The sequence below is a fragment of the Paracholeplasma morum genome (genome assembly GCF_016907055.1).
GTDB lineage: Bacteria > Bacillota_I > Bacilli_A > Acholeplasmatales > UBA5453 > Paracholeplasma > Paracholeplasma morum.
The window spans coordinates 1-24106 of the sequence record NZ_JAFBBG010000008.1; the positions used below are offsets into that span (position 1 = coordinate 1).

General features: G+C 34.9%; 15 protein-coding genes. 14 read left to right on the plus strand and 1 reads right to left on the minus strand.

The features are described 5' to 3' along the window. The 3 genes from JN09_RS04760 to trhO form a co-directional block, all read left to right on the plus strand. Window positions 1-243, plus strand: a 243-nt coding sequence (locus JN09_RS04760) for a zinc ribbon domain-containing protein (RefSeq protein ID WP_204433241.1), incomplete at its 5' end; no start/stop codon positions are given. Window positions 244-575: 332 nt separating this feature from the next. Then, a complete protein-coding gene (locus tag JN09_RS04765) occupies window positions 576-983 on the plus strand; it encodes a DUF5071 domain-containing protein (protein ID WP_204433242.1) in 408 nt (135 codons plus the stop codon). A 377-nt stretch (window positions 984-1360) separates the two neighbouring features. Further along, entirely contained in the window at window positions 1361-2308 is a 948-nt protein-coding gene (gene trhO / locus JN09_RS04770; protein WP_204433244.1) for an oxygen-dependent tRNA uridine(34) hydroxylase TrhO, read from the plus strand. A 610-nt stretch (window positions 2309-2918) separates the two neighbouring features. Here trhO and JN09_RS04775 read toward each other — a convergent pair. Continuing rightward, a complete protein-coding gene (locus JN09_RS04775) occupies window positions 2919-3146 on the minus strand; it encodes a hypothetical protein (protein WP_204433251.1) in 228 nt (75 codons plus the stop codon). A gap of 431 nt (window positions 3147-3577) precedes the next feature. On the opposite strand from JN09_RS04775, the gene zupT reads away from it, so the two are divergent. The 11 genes from zupT to JN09_RS04830 all read left to right on the plus strand — a co-directional run bounded on the left by zupT (window position 3578) and on the right by JN09_RS04830 (window position 24103). Next, the gene (zupT, locus tag JN09_RS04780) at window positions 3578-4363 is read left to right on the plus strand and encodes a zinc transporter ZupT (protein ID WP_204433253.1); all 786 of its coding nucleotides are present in this window, start codon (window positions 3578-3580) and stop codon (window positions 4361-4363) included. 161 nt (window positions 4364-4524) lie between these two features. Next, window positions 4525-5184, plus strand: coding sequence for a hypothetical protein (locus JN09_RS04785; RefSeq protein ID WP_204433255.1), 660 nt, complete (start codon window positions 4525-4527; stop codon window positions 5182-5184). Further along, window positions 5181-5756 carry a hypothetical protein gene (locus JN09_RS04790; RefSeq protein ID WP_204433257.1) on the plus strand — a complete coding sequence of 192 codons (576 nt, stop codon included), beginning with the start codon at window positions 5181-5183 and terminating at the stop codon, window positions 5754-5756. The genes JN09_RS04785 and JN09_RS04790 overlap by 4 nt, the downstream gene beginning before the upstream one ends. Window positions 5757-5775: 19 nt before the next feature. Next, window positions 5776-6354, plus strand: coding sequence for a hypothetical protein (locus JN09_RS04795; RefSeq protein WP_204433259.1), 579 nt, complete (start codon window positions 5776-5778; stop codon window positions 6352-6354). A 20-nt stretch (window positions 6355-6374) separates the two neighbouring features. Then, the gene (locus tag JN09_RS04800; protein WP_204433261.1) at window positions 6375-7073 is read left to right on the plus strand and encodes a hypothetical protein; all 699 of its coding nucleotides are present in this window, start codon (window positions 6375-6377) and stop codon (window positions 7071-7073) included. Window position 7074: 1 nt separating this feature from the next. Further along, window positions 7075-14760, plus strand: a complete 7686-nt coding sequence (locus tag JN09_RS04805) for a beta strand repeat-containing protein (RefSeq protein ID WP_204433263.1) — start codon at window positions 7075-7077, stop codon at window positions 14758-14760. 117 nt (window positions 14761-14877) lie between these two features. Further along, a complete protein-coding gene (locus tag JN09_RS04810; protein ID WP_204433272.1) occupies window positions 14878-16512 on the plus strand; it encodes an EAL domain-containing protein in 1635 nt (544 codons plus the stop codon). Window positions 16513-17037: 525 nt separating this feature from the next. Next, on the plus strand, window positions 17038-18489 hold the full coding sequence (locus tag JN09_RS04815) for an MAC/perforin domain-containing protein (protein WP_204433274.1): 1452 nt from the start codon (window positions 17038-17040) through the stop codon (window positions 18487-18489). Between the two features lie 53 nt (window positions 18490-18542). Then, entirely contained in the window at window positions 18543-21119 is a 2577-nt protein-coding gene (locus JN09_RS04820) for an ABC transporter ATP-binding protein/permease (protein ID WP_204433277.1), read from the plus strand. A 14-nt stretch (window positions 21120-21133) separates the two neighbouring features. Beyond that, window positions 21134-23707: an ABC transporter ATP-binding protein/permease gene (locus JN09_RS04825; RefSeq protein WP_204433279.1), complete on the plus strand. Its 2574-nt coding sequence runs from the start codon at window positions 21134-21136 to the stop codon at window positions 23705-23707. Between the two features lie 93 nt (window positions 23708-23800). Further along, window positions 23801-24103 carry a PadR family transcriptional regulator gene (locus JN09_RS04830; RefSeq protein ID WP_204433280.1) on the plus strand — a complete coding sequence of 101 codons (303 nt, stop codon included), beginning with the start codon at window positions 23801-23803 and terminating at the stop codon, window positions 24101-24103. Window positions 24104-24106: the final 3 nt, after the last annotated feature.

Sequence of the window (24106 nt, forward strand, 5' to 3'; positions counted from 1 at the left end):
CGGTTTATCACATTTTTGAAGTACAAGTTAGAAAAAGAAGGCAAGACACTTATGACGATGGATAAATGGTATCCATCATCGAAGTTATGTAGTCACTGTGGCGAGATTCACACTGAACTGAAACTCTCTAACCGAGTGTTTGAGTGTCCAAGTTGTCGACTACACCTAGATCGAGATCACAACGCAGCGATCAATATCAAAAAAGAAGGATTAAGACAATATAAGTTAGCATTTCAGTTATAAAAGGATTATAGAACCGTAGGGACTACGGGGATAGCCTATTGAGTCACTGGTGGGTACATCGGTTTGGATAGGAAGCCCCCGCTTCGATTAAGTGGTGGGTAGTTCACACCCTTGTTAACAATTTAGCAATTTATATAGGCATTAAATAGGCAATTTTTGTGACAAACCTTTTAGATAACTAATCCCTAGAATACTAGAAGAACACTTAGGGTGTTATGAAAATGAGCGATAATAGAATAAGTGATTAACAAATGATGTAAGTCTATTTACTCATAAATTGATAAAGAATAATTTACTAATATTTACTCTAAAGAAAAGAAGGGTATGATGAAATGACAAGTGAGATTCGAACACTATTGCTAGAGTTAGATTGGAATAACAAAGAAAAACAAAATAGAGCAATTAAGGCATTATCAAATAGGAAAGATTATGATTTGAAAGTGCTAATATCACCATTACAAGTTGAACTTTATGATACTAATGAAATATGGTGGAAAAATGTTGCTGAAGGTTGTGCTATCGTCATAAGTAATAAGTCCGATGGTGAAATCATTAGCCTATTACCAGATCTTCTTGTTTGGTTACAAGATTTGAACTGGCCTGGTGCAACAATCATTTTGGATAGACTAAAGAAGATTTTGTATTCGAAAATTGAAGCATATGTAAATCAGGCAATAACTAAAGCCAAAGAAGATAATGATGATCAATGGGTTGAATGGTTAAACCTACTTAGGAAATAGAGATTAAGAAAAGCAAGCGGTAGTAATTCACGCTTGCTTTTCTAATATTAGACCTTATGGGGTTATACAATTATCTAATCAACCAAATCAGTGATAAAAAGAGTAATTTCAGTGCTTATCGATTCATATTCATAGTCATGAACATAATGTGGAGAGTCGAGTATGATGATCGTTCTATTGATGTTCTTACTTACGAAATTAGTCTGAAATCCTTGCCAAGTCTCTTTGGAAAATCCCGTACCTTCACCGTTAGAATACAGTAGAATAGGTATAGTTACCTCCGCCCCATTATCGACAATCTTTGCATTTTCTTTGCGTATTAAAGGCTTTTTCTATATGATTAAATTAATACATAAAACAAGGAGCAAAGAACTAATATGAACGATTATTACGTATTACTATACTATCACTACGCCACCATAGAGGATTTAGATACCTTCAGAGATTCACACCATGCATTTTGCAATAGTAAAGGATTATTAGGCAGAGTATATGTCGCAAAAGAAGGCATTAACGGCACGCTATCAGGGCCAAAGAATGATGTTTTAGCATATATGGATTATGTGAGAACAGATGAACGATTCAAAGACATTGTTTTCAAAATCGATGAAGCTAGCGAGCATGCGTTTGAAAAAATGCATGTTAGAATCAAAAAAGAGTTAGTAAACCTTTCTTTAGAAGAAGACATCAACCCAAAGAAACTAACTGGTGAATATGTCGAACCAAAAGACTTCTACCAACGAATGCAAGATGAAAACACCATCGTCATCGATGCTAGAAATGATTATGAACATGAAGTTGGACATTTTAGAGGCGCCATTAAACCAAACATTCGAAACTTTAGAGAACTCCCAAAATGGATTAAAGAAAACGAAACCATGTTACGTGGTAAAAAGATATTAACCTATTGTACGGGTGGCATTCGCTGCGAGAAAATGTCGGGGTTCTTAAAAGCAGAAGGCCATACTGAAGTGGGTCAACTAAAAGGTGGTATTGTCACATATGGAAAAGACCCTATCGCACAAGGTCAGTTATGGGATGGTAAATGCTATGTCTTTGATAAGAGACTTAGCGTCCCAATCAATCAAGTTGAACATGTGATCGTTGGGAAAGACCATTTTGATGGGACCCCATGTGAAAGACATATCAATTGTGCAAACCCTGATTGTAATGAACAAATCTTAACAAGTGTAGAAAATGAAGATAAGTATTTAGGAGGATGTAGCTTTGAGTGCTCAATCCATCCTCGAAACAGATACGTGATCAAACATCAATTGTCAAAAGAAGTAGTTGCTGAACGTATCGCTTTACTAAAATCAGTTTAATCTAAAAAACAAGAATTCTTACATAAAGGATTCTTTTTTTCATTGATATTTAGGGTAATTTCGATCGTTGTATTTCATTTATAAGCAAAACTAGGTTTTTTTGAGTTCTATTGGGTTTTCTTTTTTGCCTAGAACTGGTTTTTGGTGGATAATATACTCATAAAAGAAGATGATTATGATATTAAGGAGGCACTAATCTTTATCGATTAGGAACAGGATAATGAATGTATTCATTCAAGGATTAGTGTTCGTGTTTTATATACTGTGCTCTTTTTCTATGATAAAACTGATTTATATACTACTAAAATATAACCGGTATGTGGTGTTTACCTTACCTTGTGTTGTTTTGGTTATATGTTTAGTATTTTTTGGATTGGGATGGTTTGTCGATAATGAATATTTAAAAACTGCAATACTGCTCATATTTGTATTTTTAGGATCGACCATTGCGAGCATTGAAAAATATCTGAAGAAAGATTAGAGAAATCATACGCTAGGTTTACTTCTTATTAAGGTGTAATGCTTATTTCGTTTAAGAATAGTATATGAAAAAATGAGACGCTTATGGCATCTCATTATAAATTAGTTATTTAAGGGTTTAATTTTGGGTTTATCCAAATAAGTTCTGGTAAGTTAACTCATCGGAAACATACAGTCTCCAGTTCTTACGGTTTGGATTCCAGTCATATAATACACCGAAAATGTCAACTTCATAGTCGATTAAGAAATCTTCAAGTTCACCGATATCGTTTTTAAAGTATAAACCGTTGTTAATGTACTGAGTATCGTTTTTTGTATAGGATTCAGTAACGGTTAAGGCATAATCATATCGTGTCATCCGTATTCAAGAAGGGAAAGCAGAAGTCTTAGAGAGTACCTATGATGAAAACGATTCTTCGATAACATTTGAAACAGACAAGCTCTCACAATATGCCATTGCTTTTGATAAACCTTCGAAAGTTTGGGGATGGTGGTTCTTACTACTATTAATTCCAATTGGATACTTAGGTTACCGTTACCGTGAATACATCCCTAAACTAGTTAAAAAGATGGACAAAAAATCCGGTAAAAGCAGTCAAAAAGTAACATGATTACGTCTAAAAGAGATGCCATATAGCCTCTCTTTTTTTGAATTAGTTTGTATAAAATTGAACGGATAGTCTTATTTATAGCATCAATAATCACTATTTATAATTATTATCATTAGTGTTGAAATTCATATTCAAAAATTATATAATTAAGCATATTTTGAAAGAAATGAGGTGTAATATGAGTAATTTTTGGATTGCATTAGGATTAACTGTTATTGCTGGCTTATCTACTGGAATAGGTGGATTACTAGCTTTTCATAAAGTATCTAAAAGTCATACGTTTTTCTCCTTTGTACTAGGATTTTCAGCAGGTGTGATGATTTATGTTTCATTTGTGGAAATATTCGCTAAGGGTAGGGATACACTAATACTCGAGCATGGTATGGAAAAGGGCTATCTATATGCGACTGTTGCTTTTTTCTTAGGCATATTTGCAATTGGATTAATAGACTGGCTTGTGCCTAATAAAGTCAATCCTCATGAGATAGTGGACCCATCAAAACCAAACGAAAGAGCATTAATGAGAATGGGTATATTCAGTGCGATTGCCATTGGAATTCATAACTTCCCTGAAGGCCTTGCAACATTTATGGCAGCGTTTGAAAATCCATCATTAGGGATTGGGATTGCAGTCGCAATCGCAATTCATAACATACCAGAAGGTATTTCCGTCGCGATTCCAATTTATCATGCGACGAAAAAGAGAAAGAAAGCGTTTGGGTATGCCTTCTTATCTGGGTTATCAGAACCAATAGGAGCATTAGTTGGATATTTTATTTTAAGACCGTTCTTATCGGATAGTCTAACCGGATTTGTCTTTGCCTTTGTAGCAGGAATTATGGTTTATATTTCTCTAGATGAACTTTTACCTACTGCTGAAAAGTATGGTAAACACCATATAGTAATCTATGGATTGGTCTTAGGTATGGCATTGATGGCAGTGAGCTTGTTGCTATTTATCTAAAAACATTGTGTGTATTCTTCCATAATTATGTGTAGAATGTACACTTTTTTTATATTTCGTTCATCTATTCTCCTGAAATTGACTAGAAGACCTTTTTGATGGTATAATTTGAGCGTAAAAAGAAGTGTTAACTATGTTAATAGTAGAAGGGGGCGAAACACATGAAGAGTAAGTCAATGAGCATTACGCTATCAATGTTTGTTTTGTCATTGCTTTTACTAACAGTGACCTCTTATGCATGGTTTGCGATCACCTCATCAGCAGGCTTAGAAGGGTTTGTTGTTACAGTCAGTGATTATCAAGCAGACATTACTTTAAACCTAAAGAAAAATGGTGGAGCAGCAGAAATCATTCAAACAGAGTCTGAGATTCAGGCTTTTTTTGCTAATACAGTACCTGGTGATTATTATGATTTTGAAATCATCATTAAGAATGAATCAAACGTTTCTGTAATGGCAGATGTCTTTCTAGATCCGGTTACAAACGTTACTATTGATACGAATTATGACATGAGGGATGTGTTTTATATCGATAATGGGGCAGTATCCATTAACAACCAATCCCTTACTCTTACACCGAATAACTTAGACTCAGTCACAATTGGTGGACAAACGCTTAATCTTTATCGAGTCAAAAACCTTATTAATCTTCAAAGTAAGTTAATTCTCAAATCAGAACAATCCTTAGTGGAAGGTGAGTTATTAGTAATTAAGTTTCGTTTGGTGTTTGACTCTAATACAGCTTTAAGTGCTTATCAAGCAGGGCAGTTGAAACTAGGAAAACTGGTTGTCGTCCTTAATTCTAAGGAGGACATAGCATGAAAAAACTAATATTTTCTATTATCGCTTTTCTATCTACACTGGTTTTATTAGTCGTAGTCATTCAAGCTTATTTTTCAGATAAAAAACAAACAAGCGACATAAATATGACTATTGGAGAAATTGAATACAATCTATCTGGTTCATTTTTAACTGGGTATATCATGCCAGGCGTAAATCTAATTGATACGCCAATCACGCTTGATAATATCTCTACGATTGACACCGAACTTAGGGTTAGTGTGAAAGTTGCATCAGCTGTCTTTGGGACAGAGTCTTTAGAAGACATGATTGGTTCAGATTTTTACACACTCGGAGAAGGTTGGCGGTATGATGAGACCGATGAAAAGTATTATTATGAAGGCCTAGAGTCTACATTAGAAGAAGGCGCATACATCATCAGCCCAGATTCTGAGATTATTACACTTTTATCCTACCTAGAGTTAGATGGATATAAGTTTTCAAATAATCATGCATTAACCCCTTTATCTTTTACATTCTCATTTGAAGCTAAACAAGGTCACTTCGTTGACTGGGAAACTTTAGGTGAGGTTAATTATCAAGTCAATCCATAAGACAAGAAAGGATGATAAAATGAGAAAACAAAACTTCATCGCTTCAATCATTATGCTAGTATCTGTCGTCATTTTATTATCAGGCATTGTTTTCGCGTGGATCATTTCCACCTTTAAATCAGACCCTATTTTGATTGAATCGGGCACCGTAACAATGGAAAGCACCTTTTATCAAGGTGTTGATTCTAATAAAGACGGCACATTAGACGATGGGACTTATACAGTGATTACAGAAGCAGGTCTAGACTTCGGGGCTGTGATTCCAGGAGAAGTATACTCTTATAAAATCGTGGTTGAGAACACAGGATCCATAACTGGCTATTTATCGATTGACATCAAAGACATTATTCCATCGGATCCAGCTTTGTTTAATTTACTTAGCATTCGTTATTTAGATCCTAATACAAACCTAGAATCCGAAATAAACTTATCAACTACTAATGTGTCTTTATTTGAAGACTATGAAATGGCTAGTGATGCCATTTATGATTTTCTGTTTCAAATATATGTTAAACCTAGTTTGGATTACACCATTCAAGGTGAATCCATTATCATTACTCAATTTGAACTGACGATGAATCAAATTGAAAATCAATAAAGTGGAAGGAGGTCAATAGGATGACAAAAAAATTAATCATTAAAACCAGCTTAATCGTAGTACTATTGACTTCCGTTTTAGTCATTAGTTTAGCTGGGTGGTTATCAAGTTTAAAGACAGATACAAAACCTGTTTTGGTTGGGGATGTTGTTGTGTCTATTGAAGCCTATTATGACAACGATGGTTACCCATATGAAGGGGATGTTTATTACGATGCCCATCCATATGGCGAAAACCCATTCTTCAAAAATGGGGTTTATAAGATTAATCTTTCAACCCCAACAGACCCGTTATTTATCACAAAGTTTAGAGTGGTTATTAAGATTGCTAGTACGGTGGATACGTATTTTAGAATTGCGCCTTATGAACAGTTGACCTTAACCTATCAATCGGGTGGGAAAACCGTAGAGGTTGCGACCACTCAAGCAGAACCTATGCCATTTAACTATAAAGATATGAATGATGGCACCAACCCTTACTTTTATGATAACCGTAATAATGATGGGTATTTCTATTACACAAGCAGAGTAAAAAGAGTGAATGAAACCACTGAACTTGAAATTCCATTTATTGTGGATTTCGGTCTAACACCATTCAATCTTTATGAAAAAAAATATACCCTTCAATTAGGGTTTATCATCGAAGCCGTCCAATCAGAGCGAGGCCCGCTGATAAACTGGGGTATGCCATATAGACCATGGGATGAACAGGAGTGGTAGAATGAGACTATTTAAACGAACAATTTCATCACTATTGGTTATCTTGTTTACCGGGATTATCGTTTTTAATCTCGCCAAACTCGTGCCATCTAAAAAAGTATTTCAAGAACCTAACATACAAACATCCGTTTTTAACAATGGATTTTTTGACTATAACATCGATAATTCTAAAATAGATTCAATCTCTGCTGATCAAGCAACTACTAAGTTTTCAGTTCTTCAAACCATCATCGTTGAAGAGATGAATAACACTGGTATTACGACCTCACAGAGAGATTCGAATCTAGTGTCAAGACTCACAACAGCAATCGCTGGCAGACGTATCGCTATTGAGAATGCAGAAGACTTATACAACTTCTCGATGATTGTGTCCTATAACTGGTCAAAATCACAAAACGTCTTAAATGAACCACATTATCAAACCATACAGCTTATGCTTAATCAGCACTATATCTTGGTAGATGACATTAACTATTCAAGTTATGTTGCGAAAAGGTTTAATCCAATTGGAATTGATCTGGATTTACCAGATGATGTAAACGATAGATTATTGCCATTTACAGGGACATTCGATGGGCAAGGCTTTACCATATCAAACCTTTATTTGTCAGATTATAACTACATCACAATGGTTCATAAACTAGACGCAGAAGGTGAAAACCTACAAGATTTTCCACTCATTGAAAGTTATTCAATGTTCTCTAATGTCGGTGTGACAGGTATCGTAAAAAACTTCACACTCATTAATCCAACTTACGAATTGATGGATGCCCCAGAAGGTCTTACAAAAGCTTCCATGGTTGTTGGCGTCAATGAGGGCTTAATCTATAACATTGGTGTTATTGACACTAAGATCAATCAAACCGGGACATCATTGGCCGGTATTAGATTTAATGTTCAGTTCTCACAATCCACTTATAATACATATACAGCTGGTGGATTTGTTCACACAAACGCTTCAACAGGTAAAATCTATAACTCTTACATCATATCATCGGATGTTATTTCGCCTTTGATCACGACTCGTTTTGAAACTAAACCATTCTTTTACACCAACTCAGGTACGATTGAAAATGTTGGTTATGATCAAACGATGGTACCTAATGTAACTTCAACAGTGCAAAACAGTAAGGTTTATGTCTATACTAGAAGCCAGTTTAGATCAGGACTTGTAAGTGCATCTGAACCAATTAAGATTAATGATACAGCACTGGACACACTTTATGATGAATCCGTCATGTGGCATTATTATGTATCAGATGGATACCCATCCTTATTTGGGCTAACTTATGACACAGATCATTTTCAAATCAGTAATGGACTTGAACTAATGATGTTTAGAAAAATGATTGATATGACCTCCGCTCACGAAAGTGGTGTTAACTATCATGAAGCAACCTATAAATTAGTCAATGACATAGATATGCAAAATTATTCTGGATATACAGCCCCTAAAACCCCATTTAATGGTCAATTTATTGGAGGGACATCCAATTATTCATCTAGTCCAACGAATAGTAACTACTATATCTATCACTTCAATATCACAAAACCAACCATTATTAGTTCAAACTACTATATGGGCCTTTTTAGTACGATTGGGTCATCAGGTGTAGTTAAGAACCTTAACTTAATCGATAATACGATTACCTTAACAGATACTTTAGCCAACTATGGTAGGGTATTTAATATCGGTGCAATTGCTGGTTCTCTAAGTGGTGGAACCATCACAAACGTGGTTTCTAATACAGCCATCAATTTAGGAGATAAAGCCATTGGTAGGACGTATGCTGGTGGCATCGTTGGGCTTGCTAGTGGATCCGTAACTTACAATGCAAACCTAGGAAAGATTAATGGTAACTCACATGATTTTGGCGGGCTAACGATTAATGCGACATTCTCTATTGGGGGTATTGTCGGCGCAACTGCTTCACAAACATTACTACTTACAAACTCAGTTAACTTCGGGGCAGTAAGTAGCGTTGGATTAATCGATGGTAAAACATTTAATGTGACTTCAGGGACAAAAGTGACGAATAGAATTGGGGGAATTATTGGTGAAATCACCAATGCTTCTGGTACCAATCATTCGATTTTATATTTAACCAATCACGGTACAATAAACGCGCTTAAATTTACTGGTAAATCTCTAGGAGAAGTAGAAAACTACCTAGGTGGGGTTTTTGGTCAGGTTTTAGGCAATAAGTTTACAATCTTTGACGTTAAGTTCCCAGGGACAGTTAACGAAGAATATGTATTTAGAAATGGTAGATGGCAAAATAATGGCACCATGAGTGGTGGCTATGTAAATACCTATACCAAACTCTATACAGCTGGTATTGGTGTGGCATCTACGACACAGACCAAGTCAGAATTCTCCTATATGACCAATAGTGGTACATACTTGTTCACAGATTTTGATATGGGTACGGATAATCAATACATTTACTATTCAGCAACGATTCTCGATAAAACCACTGGTGGTATCGTTCTTTCAAGAGCCTATAACACTGCTGATTTTACTTATGATTCGAGTTACTTCATCAACTCTAAAGGCTTAACAATCACAACCATTAAGATTGCGCCATTCTTTGTTTCACTATCAACTCAAGATAAAGAATTGAAATATGTGGATAACCGTGGGTCAATCACGATCGGTAATGGTACAAATGTCACAGAAGTAGGACACCTACTTCAAGTAGCAGGGATTACATTGACTCCAAAAGTAGACTATAAAAATGTTACGTCTTCTTCAAATATTTCACTTTTAAAAATCAATAACACAGCCTCTGAAGTGTTCGTCGCTGGTGTCACTTATGTGTTACCATATAATACTGCGAACTCAAGAGCCTATTTAATGGAAAATGTCAGCAACAAAGGTAGAATCACTATTACCGATTTTCAAGGGGCAAGTTCAATTACGAGTCACTCAGGAACTGCCGGTAGCGCTTCATCATTCCAGAGCGACTTTGTCTCAAGAAACTTATATGTTGCTGGTCTCGTTAACCTAAACGTAGGCAGAATCACTAACAGTATTAACCTAGGCGACATTAGTGGTGCTGGGGATATTTCCAATACAGTCATTGGTACAGCCAACACGTTTGTTGGTGGTATTTCTACGATAAACTATAATGACATTCAAGATTCTGCCAACATGGGGAAAATCGTATTTACAAATACTAGTACTGGTACAACCAACGTGTCATCAGGTTCAGATCCGCTATCTGGTTCCGCGCTATTTGCAGGATTAGTTTATTCCTACACTGGTGGCATTGTTTTAGGAGGTATATCTGCTTTAATGGCAGATACTAACGCCAATATCCTAACAGATTATGGTAAAGGGGCCTCGATCACTGCAGAAGTCTTAGATACCTCTAATAATGGAGACATCTACGCCAAAGCCAATGCGTATGTTCGTGTAGGTGGAATTATTGGAGTAGCATTAGGACTAGAAATAACTGCAGGAACTGATAATGCAACTAGTAGTAATGCCGTTAAACGTTTTTCTTCAAACGTCACAGGGTCACAAGACCCAGTGTCCGTAAGTCTCGTTTCAAATGGTTTAAACTTTGGTAATATAACAGCCATTACAAATACAATTCATACATATAGCACTGGCACAACTGGTCTTGCACAAAGACCTGGTATTTTCGCATCGGCTGGTGGCGTTGTTGGTTATGGTCTGTTTAGAATGAAACGCATGCTTAATCACGGCGTTGTTAGTTCAACTGATGTTGCCGGTGGTATCGTTGGTGGGACATATATCGTTGGTAGCACAGCAAGTACATCGATTCCTGTAACGATTGTTGATATTGATACAGCCGTTCACTATGGTAAGGTTAAAGCAGCGAAGAGATCTCAGTATTCATCATTTAATTATGCTAACTCAAAAAACATCTCTAATACTACCTATTTCTATCCAGACAACGATGCATTCTTATTCCCATCAGGGATTACTTCGAGAAATATTGCAAATAAACCTGGATTTGGTGGCATATTTGGTAGATTACAGCGTGGTACTTACGGATTGATGGAATCAACAAACTTCATTAACATTCTTAATATGGATGATGCAATAGACATGGTAGGACGTACTGACCAAAACACTTTAGGTAGCTTTATTTACTATCGTTTTAGTGTTCCAGGTAGAGAAGATACTTATTATACAGCGCGAAGTAACGACACATCTCCATCCAGTATTGTTGGATATCTTCCTGCTCAAACAACCAGAAGATATACCATTCAAAGTGCCTCTAGATTGGATTTGACAATAAGAAGAACATGGTCTTCAAACAATTACTCTTATGAAGTTATCGCTGTTAGTGGCAGCAGTGTTAATTATTTAGACTACCAAGGTTTGACAAGATACGTTGGGACCTATCTTGATCCTAATTTGATTAACTACAGTTACATCACAAATAATGTAAACAATACAGTTCAAATATCGGGATCAAATACACAGTATACAGGTGTTACATTACCATCAACTTCTGTAACGGTGTCCACAGAAAGAGCCTTAAGTTACTTTGGATTAACTACTAGAAATGTAAGAAATTTACTATATTCGAATGATACTGCAACCTATAGTGTTAACAACTATAATCTTTCAACACCCATTACTCTTTCGACGATTTCTGAAACAGATTATCGCGCAGAGGTAGTTACAGACAATGAACTAGAGACAACCAAAACTTATATATTTGATAATGATTTCCCTCTTAAAGACCCTGCACAATCCAACTATATTTATGAAGCTAAAATTGAGGTACTAGCTGATAGATTTAGACTTGGTGGATCAAACTATAAATCTACAAGACAAGCGATGTACGTTCTTGCTTCATCAAAAGGTAGAGCAGCAGGAGGTGTTTTACCTCAAAACATTGGAATTGATAAGTTCTTTGATATTAATGAAGACTTATATCAATATGTGGATTTAGACAATCCAAGAAATGATAATTTGATTAATGACCCTATTAGTAATAGTGAACTATTAAGTAAGTATCGATTGATGTTCCAAGTTAAATTCGCAGATAAATCTTCTGTTTTACCTATTTCTGGAACCTCGCTTGCGGATTTGGTCTTAGTAGATCCTAATGGGTTTAGCCCGACCTTAGAGGGTGGAATATTGGATACAGTCAATAACAAAATTACATTTGAAGTATCTCAATCGGCATTTCCTTCTAATATGGTGAATTATGAAGTAGAAAGTGCAACACTTTCAGAAAATGCAGCAATCGCGAACTTCAACAGTCTAACTGACGATCATGAAACGTTCATGAATTCTTATATAGCTAGAACCACTAATCAGCTTGGTGGGGATTATAAGGTTGAGTTTTTAAATCAAACCTTTGATGGAAATAATGAGATTAAGTTATATTTAACCGTTTATGCTGAAGTTGCCGCAATGGATGAGAGTTTAGTAGATACCTATAAAACGACCTATGAAATCATCATTCGTAGGAAAACAGATACCTTAGCCGTGAGCCTAATCGATATTATCTTAGATGGTGATAACCAAGTTACAGTTCCAACACTATCAGGTACAAACTATACGCTGTCAAGTCAATTTGAAATGAGTCCAAATGGAACAATTGAAGCGGTCTTTGACGACACAACAAACCTACTTTCTGAAGGTCATACAATGACAATTAGGTATTTGATGAAGGGTGCAACCGTAATCGATTCAATGTATTACAGCAGTTCAATATCACCTAATGTTTCTGGTATATTCGGATTTGAAATGATGCTGAGTGATGCCCTAGAAAGTGGGGTATATACCATTGGATTTAGTTACTACAAAGGGTCACAAATTTCTACGCTTCAGTTTACTAAAGCATCTCCATCTGGTGCGGATGTCTTGGGTGTTAGTTATCCGACTTATTCCTTTGATTTAGAAGGCAATACCGTATTTACAACTCAATATGATTTGCCAACTGGAAACATCACATTTGAAACATTTATGTCATTTGGGTTTACATTTAATGGCGTATTATCTACCTCAAGAGTACTCTCAATTATTTCAAATACCATCGAAACAGAGCTTACTTATGTGAATGATGTAGAATCTTATGAACTTTGGTTGGATGGAAACTATTTAAGTACACTCACACTTTCACCGTTTTCTGAACTAACGGATGCAACCATACTATATCAGTATACTGCCTCAGGTAAGAGACAATATGTACTTACCTATTCTACGTTAACTGGTGAGAATGAAGATACCATTATTCATACAATTACTGAAAGAGACCTTCCAGCATTTGAAAAGTACAAAAATGGTAACCAACAGTTTAATGATCTAATCTTGGTTGAACGTGAAGCATTAATGACAGCAATTAGAATTGATTTCTTATTTGCCTATGCTAACCTATATAGCGATGTTGTTACAACCATAACGGACATAAATGGCCTTTATACGCCTACTCCAGATAAGATTGAGTTCTTCCAAAATCAATTCTTTGAAATAGATATTACCTATTTGTTAGAACCAGGTAGTAAGAATTATGCTTTTAAACTGCACCGCGAAGGCGATATATATTTTGAACTTGGTGACATCGATATTGAAAAGAGTTTAGGGATCAATGGATACCTACAAGACATCAGCTTTAAAGCTGGTGATGAAATCGTCATCTATTACCCTGAAATCTATCAAATCAATGCAGATGGTTCTATCGTTACTGGTTCAGTTTATGACCCTCGTGTCGTATTTGAAGGGATTTTCTACAACAATTCAGATACGGACGGCGTAAGATACTTTAGAGTGGATGGGTTTGTTTCATCTGAAATCAACATTGGCGATTTTAGCCCAACATTCAGCTTACCATTTGGCGCAATCATTCAACGACAAGTCGGAGAAAACGTTTGGACAGATGAATTAAGGGCAGATTATAGTACCTTTGACGAAGAAGTCGATACAGTGGTAAGATACCGTGTATTACCAGAAGCAGTTGTTGAATCAGCAGTTGATTTATATGTAGATTTAGCCGATTCGAGAATTGTGTATTACGACGTTACTGCCTTTGACTTAACCAACATCTTAACCGTTCGTTTCTCGCTTCACTTTAGATTTGCAGATGGCACAATCGTTGATGCAGGGGATGCAACTTCTCCAATCAAGAATAGCGCTATCTTGATCAATATGAAGAATTACTACTTGAAACAAGGGGTTACTTATCCAGTAGTGGTAGGTCCAACAGGTGATATCACTTATCCTTATGAAGGTGGTGTCATAGACTATGTTGGTGCCGATTTAGATAATAATCCAGGGACCCCACTAACCCTTATTCAAAACCAAGCAACCATGTTCTATTTCCCATTGCCACCAGGAACCAATAACTACATTCAAACATTTGCTCGTAACACAGCAGGGGTTTATTCATTTAGCGTAGTTGCACCAAAATACAGCGGTGTAAACACAGAGACACTAAAGAATGGCTTACGCTATACGTATAACATTTATTTGAAGACAGGTGCTTCGGGTGGGACACAATTGCCTTGGAATCATTCAAACTATCTGTTACCAAACTTTGATTCTACTGGAGAAATTGTCGGTAAGTACTATTATCAACCAGGTGCTTTAAGACTAATCATTCGTGAGTTTGCGATTGTAATCGAAGAATCAACCATCGGGGACCAATGGGGCCTATATGATGACTACACTAGTTTTGATGAACAACTAGTTAATTAAGAAATCTCGCAAGAGATTTCTTTTTTCTTAAATATCGATCGAAAATAATCAATCTTGGTGCGAACATGTATAAAATGTTGTATAATATAGTAAAGCGCTTACAAAAGGGGTTTTAGTATGCCAATTAGACTATATAAGAATGTATCAGAGCTTTGGTTAAACAGAAAAAAGAATAAATTAACTGCTAGCATTACTGTAGTTATATCTTTGCCACTTATTTACTTATTGGTTTATCTTACTGGTGGGATTACATACGTCTATTCTCATACCATGTATATTCCGATATTAATTAGCGGAATATTCTTGGGTCCTAAAATTGGATTATTAACTGGCGTCGTTGCTGGGATACTTATGGGTCCGATTATGCCTCTTGAAGTATCTGAAGGAACCCAACAAGTGTTTTTTAACTGGTTTTATCGACTACTAATATTTTCTTTATTAGGGTTCATTAGTGGGTATGCTTCAAACATACTAAGAAGCAATGTTGATAAGATTGATGAACTCTCTTCAAGAGATTCGGAAACAGGTATTCCAAATACGAATTACTTGAGACATTTATCTAGGCATATTACTTCTCGAAACCTATCGGTTTTCTCAGTAATCATTTCAAATAATACAAATATCGCTGACGTACTAGGAATTGATGTCTATCACCAATTAATGAAAGACATTTACTTTGATTTGACCCACCAATCTAGAGACATCTTTGTCATACAACCAGATAAATCTTTATTACGGGCTGTAATGGAGAGAACAACGATTGAGAAAGACGTCACTTATATTGAGAATATACTTGATAAAGCGCGATCGATTAATCATATTCCTCTTTATGTTGATTATGCACTAGGTGCATCCCAATACACTGGAGATGTAGATGCTGCAGACGTTTCATTATTTACAGAATCTGATATCGCTGCTAGACATGCTGAAGTAAATAATCTATCTTCATTTATATATCAAAATGAAAAAATACGAAAACGTCAAGACTTTGAATTGGTTGCGGGGTTTAAAAAAGCGATTGAAGAGAAAGAAATTTACTTAGCTTATCAACCCAAAATCCACTTAGAAACAAACAAAGTACATTCTTTAGAAGCTTTAATTAGATGGAATCATCCAGAAAAAGGCAACATACCACCAGATCGTTTTATCCCACTGATTGAAGAAACCAAACTCATTCATCTACTGACAGATTGGGTTTTGGATACCGCACTTTCAATGTTGGATAAACTAAGTACTTTGAATTTTGATATCGGGGTATCAATCAATGTATCTTCTAAAAATTTATTAGATCCACAATTTTTTGAACGCTCTATGGAAACTATCGAGCGACATAAAGCAGATATTACGAGACTTGAGTTTGAAATCACAGAAACCCAAATTATGAAGAATCCAGAAGAATCCAGAAGGATCCTCTCGATGATAGCCAAAAAAGGGATTAAGATTTCCTTAGATGATTTTGGATCAGGGTATTCATCTCTTGCCTATCTAACACAGTTTCCAATTGATATCATAAAAATGGATAGAATATTCATGAAGAACTTGATGTTTAAGCCACAAATCCAGCAAATTGTATCTTCAACCATCAATCTGTCTAAGGAACTTGGATACCTAGTGGTTGCTGAAGGAATCGAAGAGTTGGATACGGCTGATTACTTACGTAGTATCCATTGTGATTATGCACAAGGTTATTACTTTGCTAGACCAATGAAGGAAGAAGATTTACTTACTTATTTAAGCACTCAAAATAATTAACAGTAACTTTTGACATCTTTAATTACTATCCCCTAAACTATGGAGCTAAATTGCCCGATTAGATTGGATTGAATCTAAATAACTCTTTTAATTAGACACAGTTTGTGTCTTTTTTTTGCTAAAAGCAGTTCTCGAGAACGGATAAGCAGAATAATGGTATTTGACTGATAATAAAGTCGTAAAAGAAAAAATTAGAAAAAGACGCCGAAAACAACAACCGTGTCGAAGAACTAAGAAGAGAGTTATGGGGTTCTTTTCAAACTTGAGTTAAACATTTCACGATTGATCATTCTTACATGAAACATACAATTAAAATGTTCGGTTCGAAAAAAGTCAAAGCACTTTGAATGTATTTCTTAAAATATATGACAGATGTGCCGTGTTTAATAAACTTAAAATAGTTTATAATAAATTGATTAATTAGATTTACAAAATTATGTATTCGAGGTGACTAACAATCATGAGTCCTTAATATGATTTATAGAAAACTCAATATGAAATAATTTACAAGAAAGGGATAATTACATGAAAAAAATCTTAGTATTAGTAATAACACTTTTAGCAGCATTTTCATTAGGAATGGAAACTAAAGCTGCAACTATTCAAAGCTTGCCAGGAATTGGTAAGGGAATCAACATCGTTAAATCTTCTTATGCAAGTCCTCAAACACCTATTTTTGGGGCTGAGATATTTAATTCGAGTTTCTTAAATGACTCATCTTTGTTACTTGAAGCTCCGCAAAGTTCAATAGAAGTTTCCGATTATGCAGGGTATTCAATTGATCTATATTATTCGAGTGTATCGGCTCAGTACAACACAGATGTAAGTGTAACAGGAACATACAAGCTTTTTAATGGAACTTTTGCGACGAACTTTTCTTCTTCTATTTCAAAAGATGATTATAGAAAAGTTGGGCAATACTATTTCACAAAGAGCATAGTTAAAACAGATAAGATGGTATATATTAAAGACTTCTTAGGAAATAAAGATCAGTTCAAAGAGAACCTATCTGCATCAATGATTAATAATCTTGATAAGTTAGAAACAGGAGCACTGACTTATGATGAATTTTTTGACACATATGGCACACACTTTATTGCACAAGGAGTTCTTGGGGGAAGATTAGACATTAATTATGCCGTAACATCAAGTTCAACTTCGTTTAGTTCTGTAAACAAGAACGAAGTTGAGAACTATGTTCATGGAGGAATTCAATATACACAGGAACGGGCTAGTCTCAATACTTCTTACAATGCTAGTGCACTAACTACAATAAGTGCATCAGAACTAGAATCTACATATTTCGCACGTGCCGTCGGAGGGGCAGAGTTTTCAAGTTTCACACCAGGAAATATGAGTTCAGATTATGCGAAATGGATCAACTCAGTGAGTTCATCTCCTATAATTGTTGAATATGGAAATAACGGATTAGTTCCATTTTGGGAAATTATTCCAAATCGATTTCCTAAAGTGAAGGCTGAAATGCAAAACAAGTTTGAAATCTATGCTAAAAGTTATGACGCAGGATATGTTGGAAATTCAAGTCGCGTGTACGAGACCAAGTTGGTTAGAGATACAACATACAAAATAAATGATACTGGTAGATTTAAACATAATAAGTATGATGTAGTGAAATATAATAATTGGGGCTCAGGGCTAACCAAAAATTGGCTTGAAAATAATGGTCTTACTCATGTTATAATTAATATAAAACTTGATGTGTATGAGAAAGATGATGGTGTTGAGTATATTTATATATACGATAATAAAGATAACAAATCAAATACTCCAATTGCAGAAATATCATTTGAACATGGAGGCTCAACGAAACTAAGTGATTGGAGAACTCATACTTTTGAGTTTGATATTCCAATTTCTTTATTAGAGGAAGGATTTACCATTCGCTATGGTGCTAAAGGGGTAGGGAATGATGATTGGGATAATAAAAATCTGCATGTAACTTTGATTTTCTACTAGTATATACACGAGGTGTTAGTAGGACTAGCACCTCCTTTTATAATGAGGTCAGAATGAAATTAGAACATATAACGAAAACCTATAAAATAAATACCCAAAGTCCATTTGTCGCTTTAGATGATATAAATCTATCATTCAAAGAAACCGGACTGGTTTTTATTGTAGGTAAATCTGGTAGTGGAAAGTCCACCTTATTACATATTATGGGTGGAATGGATAAGCCTACTAAGGGAAGCATGTTCTTTGGGAATCATGAGGTATCTAAACTATCTAATGCGGGGTTAAATAGGTACCGGAATGAAGTTGTTGGTTTTGTCTTTCAAGACTCACACTTGATTAATTCGATATCTGTATATGCCAATTTAAAACTAGCGCTCTCATTAAAAGAAAAGCCGAATCAGCCAATCATAGAAGATGTGCTAAAACAAGTCGGATTAGAGGGATTCTCAAAAAGAAGTCCAAACACATTGTCTGGAGGAGAGAGACAAAGGGTCGCTATCGCAAGAGCAATCTTAAAAAAACCTAAGGTGTTATTAGCAGATGAACCTACTGGTGCTCTAGATTCGGTCACCAGTGCGGAAATCTATCAATTATTAAAACAACTCTCTAAGAAGTATCTTGTGATATGTATTTCACATGATGGTACTGCAGCAAATCAGTATGGAGATAGAGTGATTGAGCTAAAAGACGGCAAAGTCATTCGTGATACCAATCCAAATGATAAACCATTCGATACGGAAATAGAATTAAAGAAACCAAGGTTTAGTTTAACTGAATCATTTTTGATTGGCTTAAGAAGCATTAAGAAGATATCTGTAAGACTCGTATTAACTTTTTTAGTATCTACACTATTTCTCATCAGTATTGGCATAACAGATGCGTTATCAAATTACGATCAATATGACCAAGTAAACTCATCATTAAAAGACTCGAAAGCACCTTATATTCACCTTAAAGAGGTTCATGGGGTCAAGTTTGCTCGATTGGATGATAAGGATGTACAAGAGTTTGAAAACTTAAACCCAACCATCAAATTTCACCCAATCATCACAAGATATGCGTATAATTATAGAAAATTACTATTAGAAGAACCTGAATATACAAATATGTATCCTTTAGAGTTTTCTGGTGGGATGGTCATAGATGATTCAATCATGAATGAATTAGGTCTTACGAAACTTGCTGGAGATTTACCTTCGAAGTTTAATGAAGTAGCAATTACCAAGAGAGTGTTCGATATTATGAAGGAATATGGTATAAACGATAAAGATACCAAAAGGGAAATCCATACTTATCACGACTTAATTGGGTTTGAACTTGATTATAATCAAGAGACTTTCATAATAACTGGGATTATTGATACTCATTTTGACATCAATAAGTGGATAAAGACGTTGAAACCGAACATAAATGACATCTACTTTGAGATATTAAATAATGAACTTAATTCAATGAACAACTCAATCCATGAGGCATTATTCATTACTCAAAATCAACTTGATCATCAAATTAACTTTAAGGAAAGTGTTGGTTTTATTCCCAGTAGTTTCGATAAATCGATTGATATTATTCAAAGTGAAAATACCGATTACAGCATTGAGCAAATCAAAAACTACAACAGTTTATCTGATGAGGTAATGTGGCTTAATGATACAGACAAGTTATCAAGTGGTGAGATTATTCTCAACTATAACTACTTTATGAACCAAATAAACCAATGGGATGTTAGTACTAAAAAGAATCAACTCATTGACGATTTTATTGACAATCATTTTGACGAAATCTCAAATGAATATATAGGTGATAAGGTAGCCTACAAGAACTATATTTTCAATTCTAGTGTCAATGATTATCATCCTGGTATGACAGGTGAGTACTTCACCAACCAAGCACGAACTGAGATGATTAGAGCTTTGCTTCAAGTAAAAGGAAATCAAATTTCCTTTAAATTCATACCGGGTGAAATCGTCTATAGTCTTTCCATTGTCGGTGTGTTTTATTCAAACAACTATATCGATTCTAGAACCATCTACATCGATCAAGATTTACATACCACTATCATTGAAAATGAAGATATTAGCGAGTATAGCGGGCTAGTGGTGAATATTAACAAGAATAATGAGGATACAAAGGCTTTTATTGAATGGCTTATAAGTAGTGAGAGTCACAATTTAGTGAATTTTAATGATGTGACAATCACAGTCAGTTATCTTAATGATCTCTTTACTCAAGCAAGAAATCTATTATCGATTGTCAATGTTGTGTTGATTGTATCTGCTTTCGTGATTCTTTATAGTTTCGTCAGTATAAAAATTAGAAATAATCGAAAAAGCATTGGGATTATTCGTGCATTAGGTGGACAAATCAATACGATTTATTGTTGGTTTTTATCGGAGGCATTGATCATTTTAATGATATCCAGCGTTATCAGCTCAGCGGCATTGTTTTTTCTGACTAGTTACATCAATCAATCGATAAAGGCTGCTACGCTTACAAGTGTAAATATAATGGTTACATCGATTAGTCAGTATCATTTAATTTTTGGGATAGGCTTGGTGTTCGCACTGGTAACATCATTCTTTCCGGTCTTAAATTATGCAATTAAAAACCCGATAAAGTCGATTAAGTAAACGTAGAGGGAATTATGAAATTAGAACATATAACGAAAACCTATAAAATAAATACCCAAAGTCCATTTGTCGCTTTAGATGATATAAATCTATCATTCAAAGAAATCGGACTGGTTTTTATTGTAGGTAAATCTGGTAGTGGAAAGTCCACCTTATTACATATTATGGGTGGAATGGATAAGCCTACTAAGGGAAGCATGTTCTTTGGGAATCATGAGGTATCTAAACTATCTAATGCGGGGTTAAATAGGTACCGGAATGAAGTTGTTGGTTTTGTCTTTCAAGACTCACACTTGATTGATTCGATATCTGTATATGCAAATCTTAGATTGACTTTATCATTAAAGGAAAAGCCTAATAGAGTTCTAATTGAAACAGTGTTAAAAGAAGTGGGATTAGAAGGGTTTTCAAATAGAATAACAAATACACTATCAGGTGGAGAACGTCAGCGAGTCGCGATTGCCAGGGCAATCTTAAAAAAACCTAAGGTGTTATTAGCAGATGAACCTACAGGGGCACTAGACTCAACAACTTCAGAAGAAATATACCAACTACTAGAAAAACTCTCTAAATCCTATTTGGTGGTTTGCATAACACATGATCAAAGCGCTTCTAGTAAGTACGGACATAGAGTAATAGAACTTAAAGACGGTAGAATCATCAAGGATTCAAATCCTCATGATGCACCAAGTACAACCAACATTGAACTAAAAAAACCAAGATTGAACATAACAGAGTCTTTTTTGTTAGGCTTTAGAAGTGTAAAAAAGGTGTCTTTTAGATTAACTTTAACGATTATTATATCCACTTTACTATTGTTGATTATAGGGATAACTGATGCTTTATCCAATTATGATAAGTATGAGCAAGCCAGTGATTCACTAAAGGAGTCAAAGGCGCCTTATATTAAACTGGTCAAGAATAATAATGATACCTCATTACTAAGTGAGAGTGATGTTTCAGAGTATCAGTTGAAATATGAAAACGAGATGTATCCAGTCAGATTAGGATTTGAAAAAGCGTTGGATGCATTTGTTTATGACTCGATTCCAGATAGTGACTTATACCCATATAGTATTAATGGAGCGGTAGCCGTAAATAAAGAAGCTGAATCTATGCTAAACATCCATTTGTTACATGGGAAAATGCCTGTTAAATCCGATGAAATAGCGATTACTAATCGTATCTTTAATATACTCAAATCGTATGGTTTTAACGATGAAGGACAACGAGTAGAGATAAGTAACTACGAGTCGATTATTGGTAAGACTATTGATTTTGATGAGAGTGGCAATTATGAGATCGTTGGAATCTATGACACATTTTTTGATTTTAATAAGTACGACAATTTATTAAAAAAACATATGAGTGGTTTTTTTCAAAGCATCATCTCAACAGAACTATCAGATATGAACAACAGCATTCATAACATGGTTTTCATTTCACAATCTAATGAAGATGAAATGAAAGCGATTATGAATACGAAGTATTTTGAACCAAACCTATATGAAAGTGGGGCTTTAGGGTTATCCAATAGTGAATACCATTTCGAGATTACGAAAATAGTCAGCTTCATACCCGAAGAGTATGCTGTGATTTGGATAAATGAAACAGCTAACTTAAACGAGAATCAAGTGTTGCTAAATAACTTTTTACTATCCGATTACTATGATAGTTCAGACATTTTCTCGTTAATGGACTCACTTATTGAGTCTTTTGTCGAAAAACATTTTCATGAAATAGAAGATACATTCAATGAGCCGGAGTATGAATCCTATTTTGAATACATCAACTATGCTTCTGAAAACAAGTATCATCCAGGTTTTGATTCCCGTTATTTTTATGGTAAGGCTTATAAAACGATTATAAGCAATATATTAAATGAGATTAACCATTCATTTTGCATGGACTTGAATGGGACTGAAAGATGTTATGAAATAGCAGGGTTCTTTATAGATAACAATTCAGACAAGTTTAATAACGTTATTTTCTCCAGTGCAGGATATAATAATCTTATTTCAACAGGTGTAGTTAAAACCTACGATTCATTGATAATGAGATACAATGTGACAGATAGTATGTTATTGAAAGACATATTTTCAAGTGGCGAAGCAAGAATGGACGGATATAATGACATAATCAGTAACGTGAACTATATAGAGTATATTCGTGGACTAACTCAAATTCCATTATCAATTGTTAGCGGATTTGTTTTAGTACTTGCGGTGATTATTATTTTCTACTATATATTAACGACCATTCAAAGTGAGGGAAAGATAATAGGGATATTGAGATCACTTGGAGCAAGCTATAAACATATTTATCTTTGGTTTACATCTGAAATCATGATCCTATTATATAGTAGTTTGATTGCTTCATCGTTACTGTTAAAACTGTCATCACTAGTCATAAATAGGATTGTAAAAGATGCCATTTATGTAAAGGTTGATATCATCATGATTATGCCAAGACAATACATACTACTAGCATTGATTACTACGCTATTAGGTGTATTAAGTACAATACTGCCTGTATATAAATATGTAAAAAGGAATCCATTGGATTCAATCAAGAGTGAATCACTATGATTTGTATCTTAAACAAAAGTGCGAATATTTCGCATTTTTTTGTTGACATCTTATACTATGCATTGTATAGTATTACGTGAAGGGAGGTATATTATGGATCCGCAACTAAAAAAAGGGTTTTTAGAAGTGCTTGTCTTGGCATCACTTAAGGAAGAACCGTCTTACGGCTATAAAATCGTGCAAGATGTCTCTGAAATTATAGACATATCAGAATCCACCTTATACCCAATACTTAAACGGCTTGAACAACAAAAGTTTGTAAAAACATACACAGAACAGCATCAATCTAGACTTAGAAAGTACTACATGATCACACAATCTGGTTTAAATGAAATAGATAAATCAAAGAGAGATTACGAAGAGATTACTAAAATCTATCGTTACATATTGAGGTAAGAC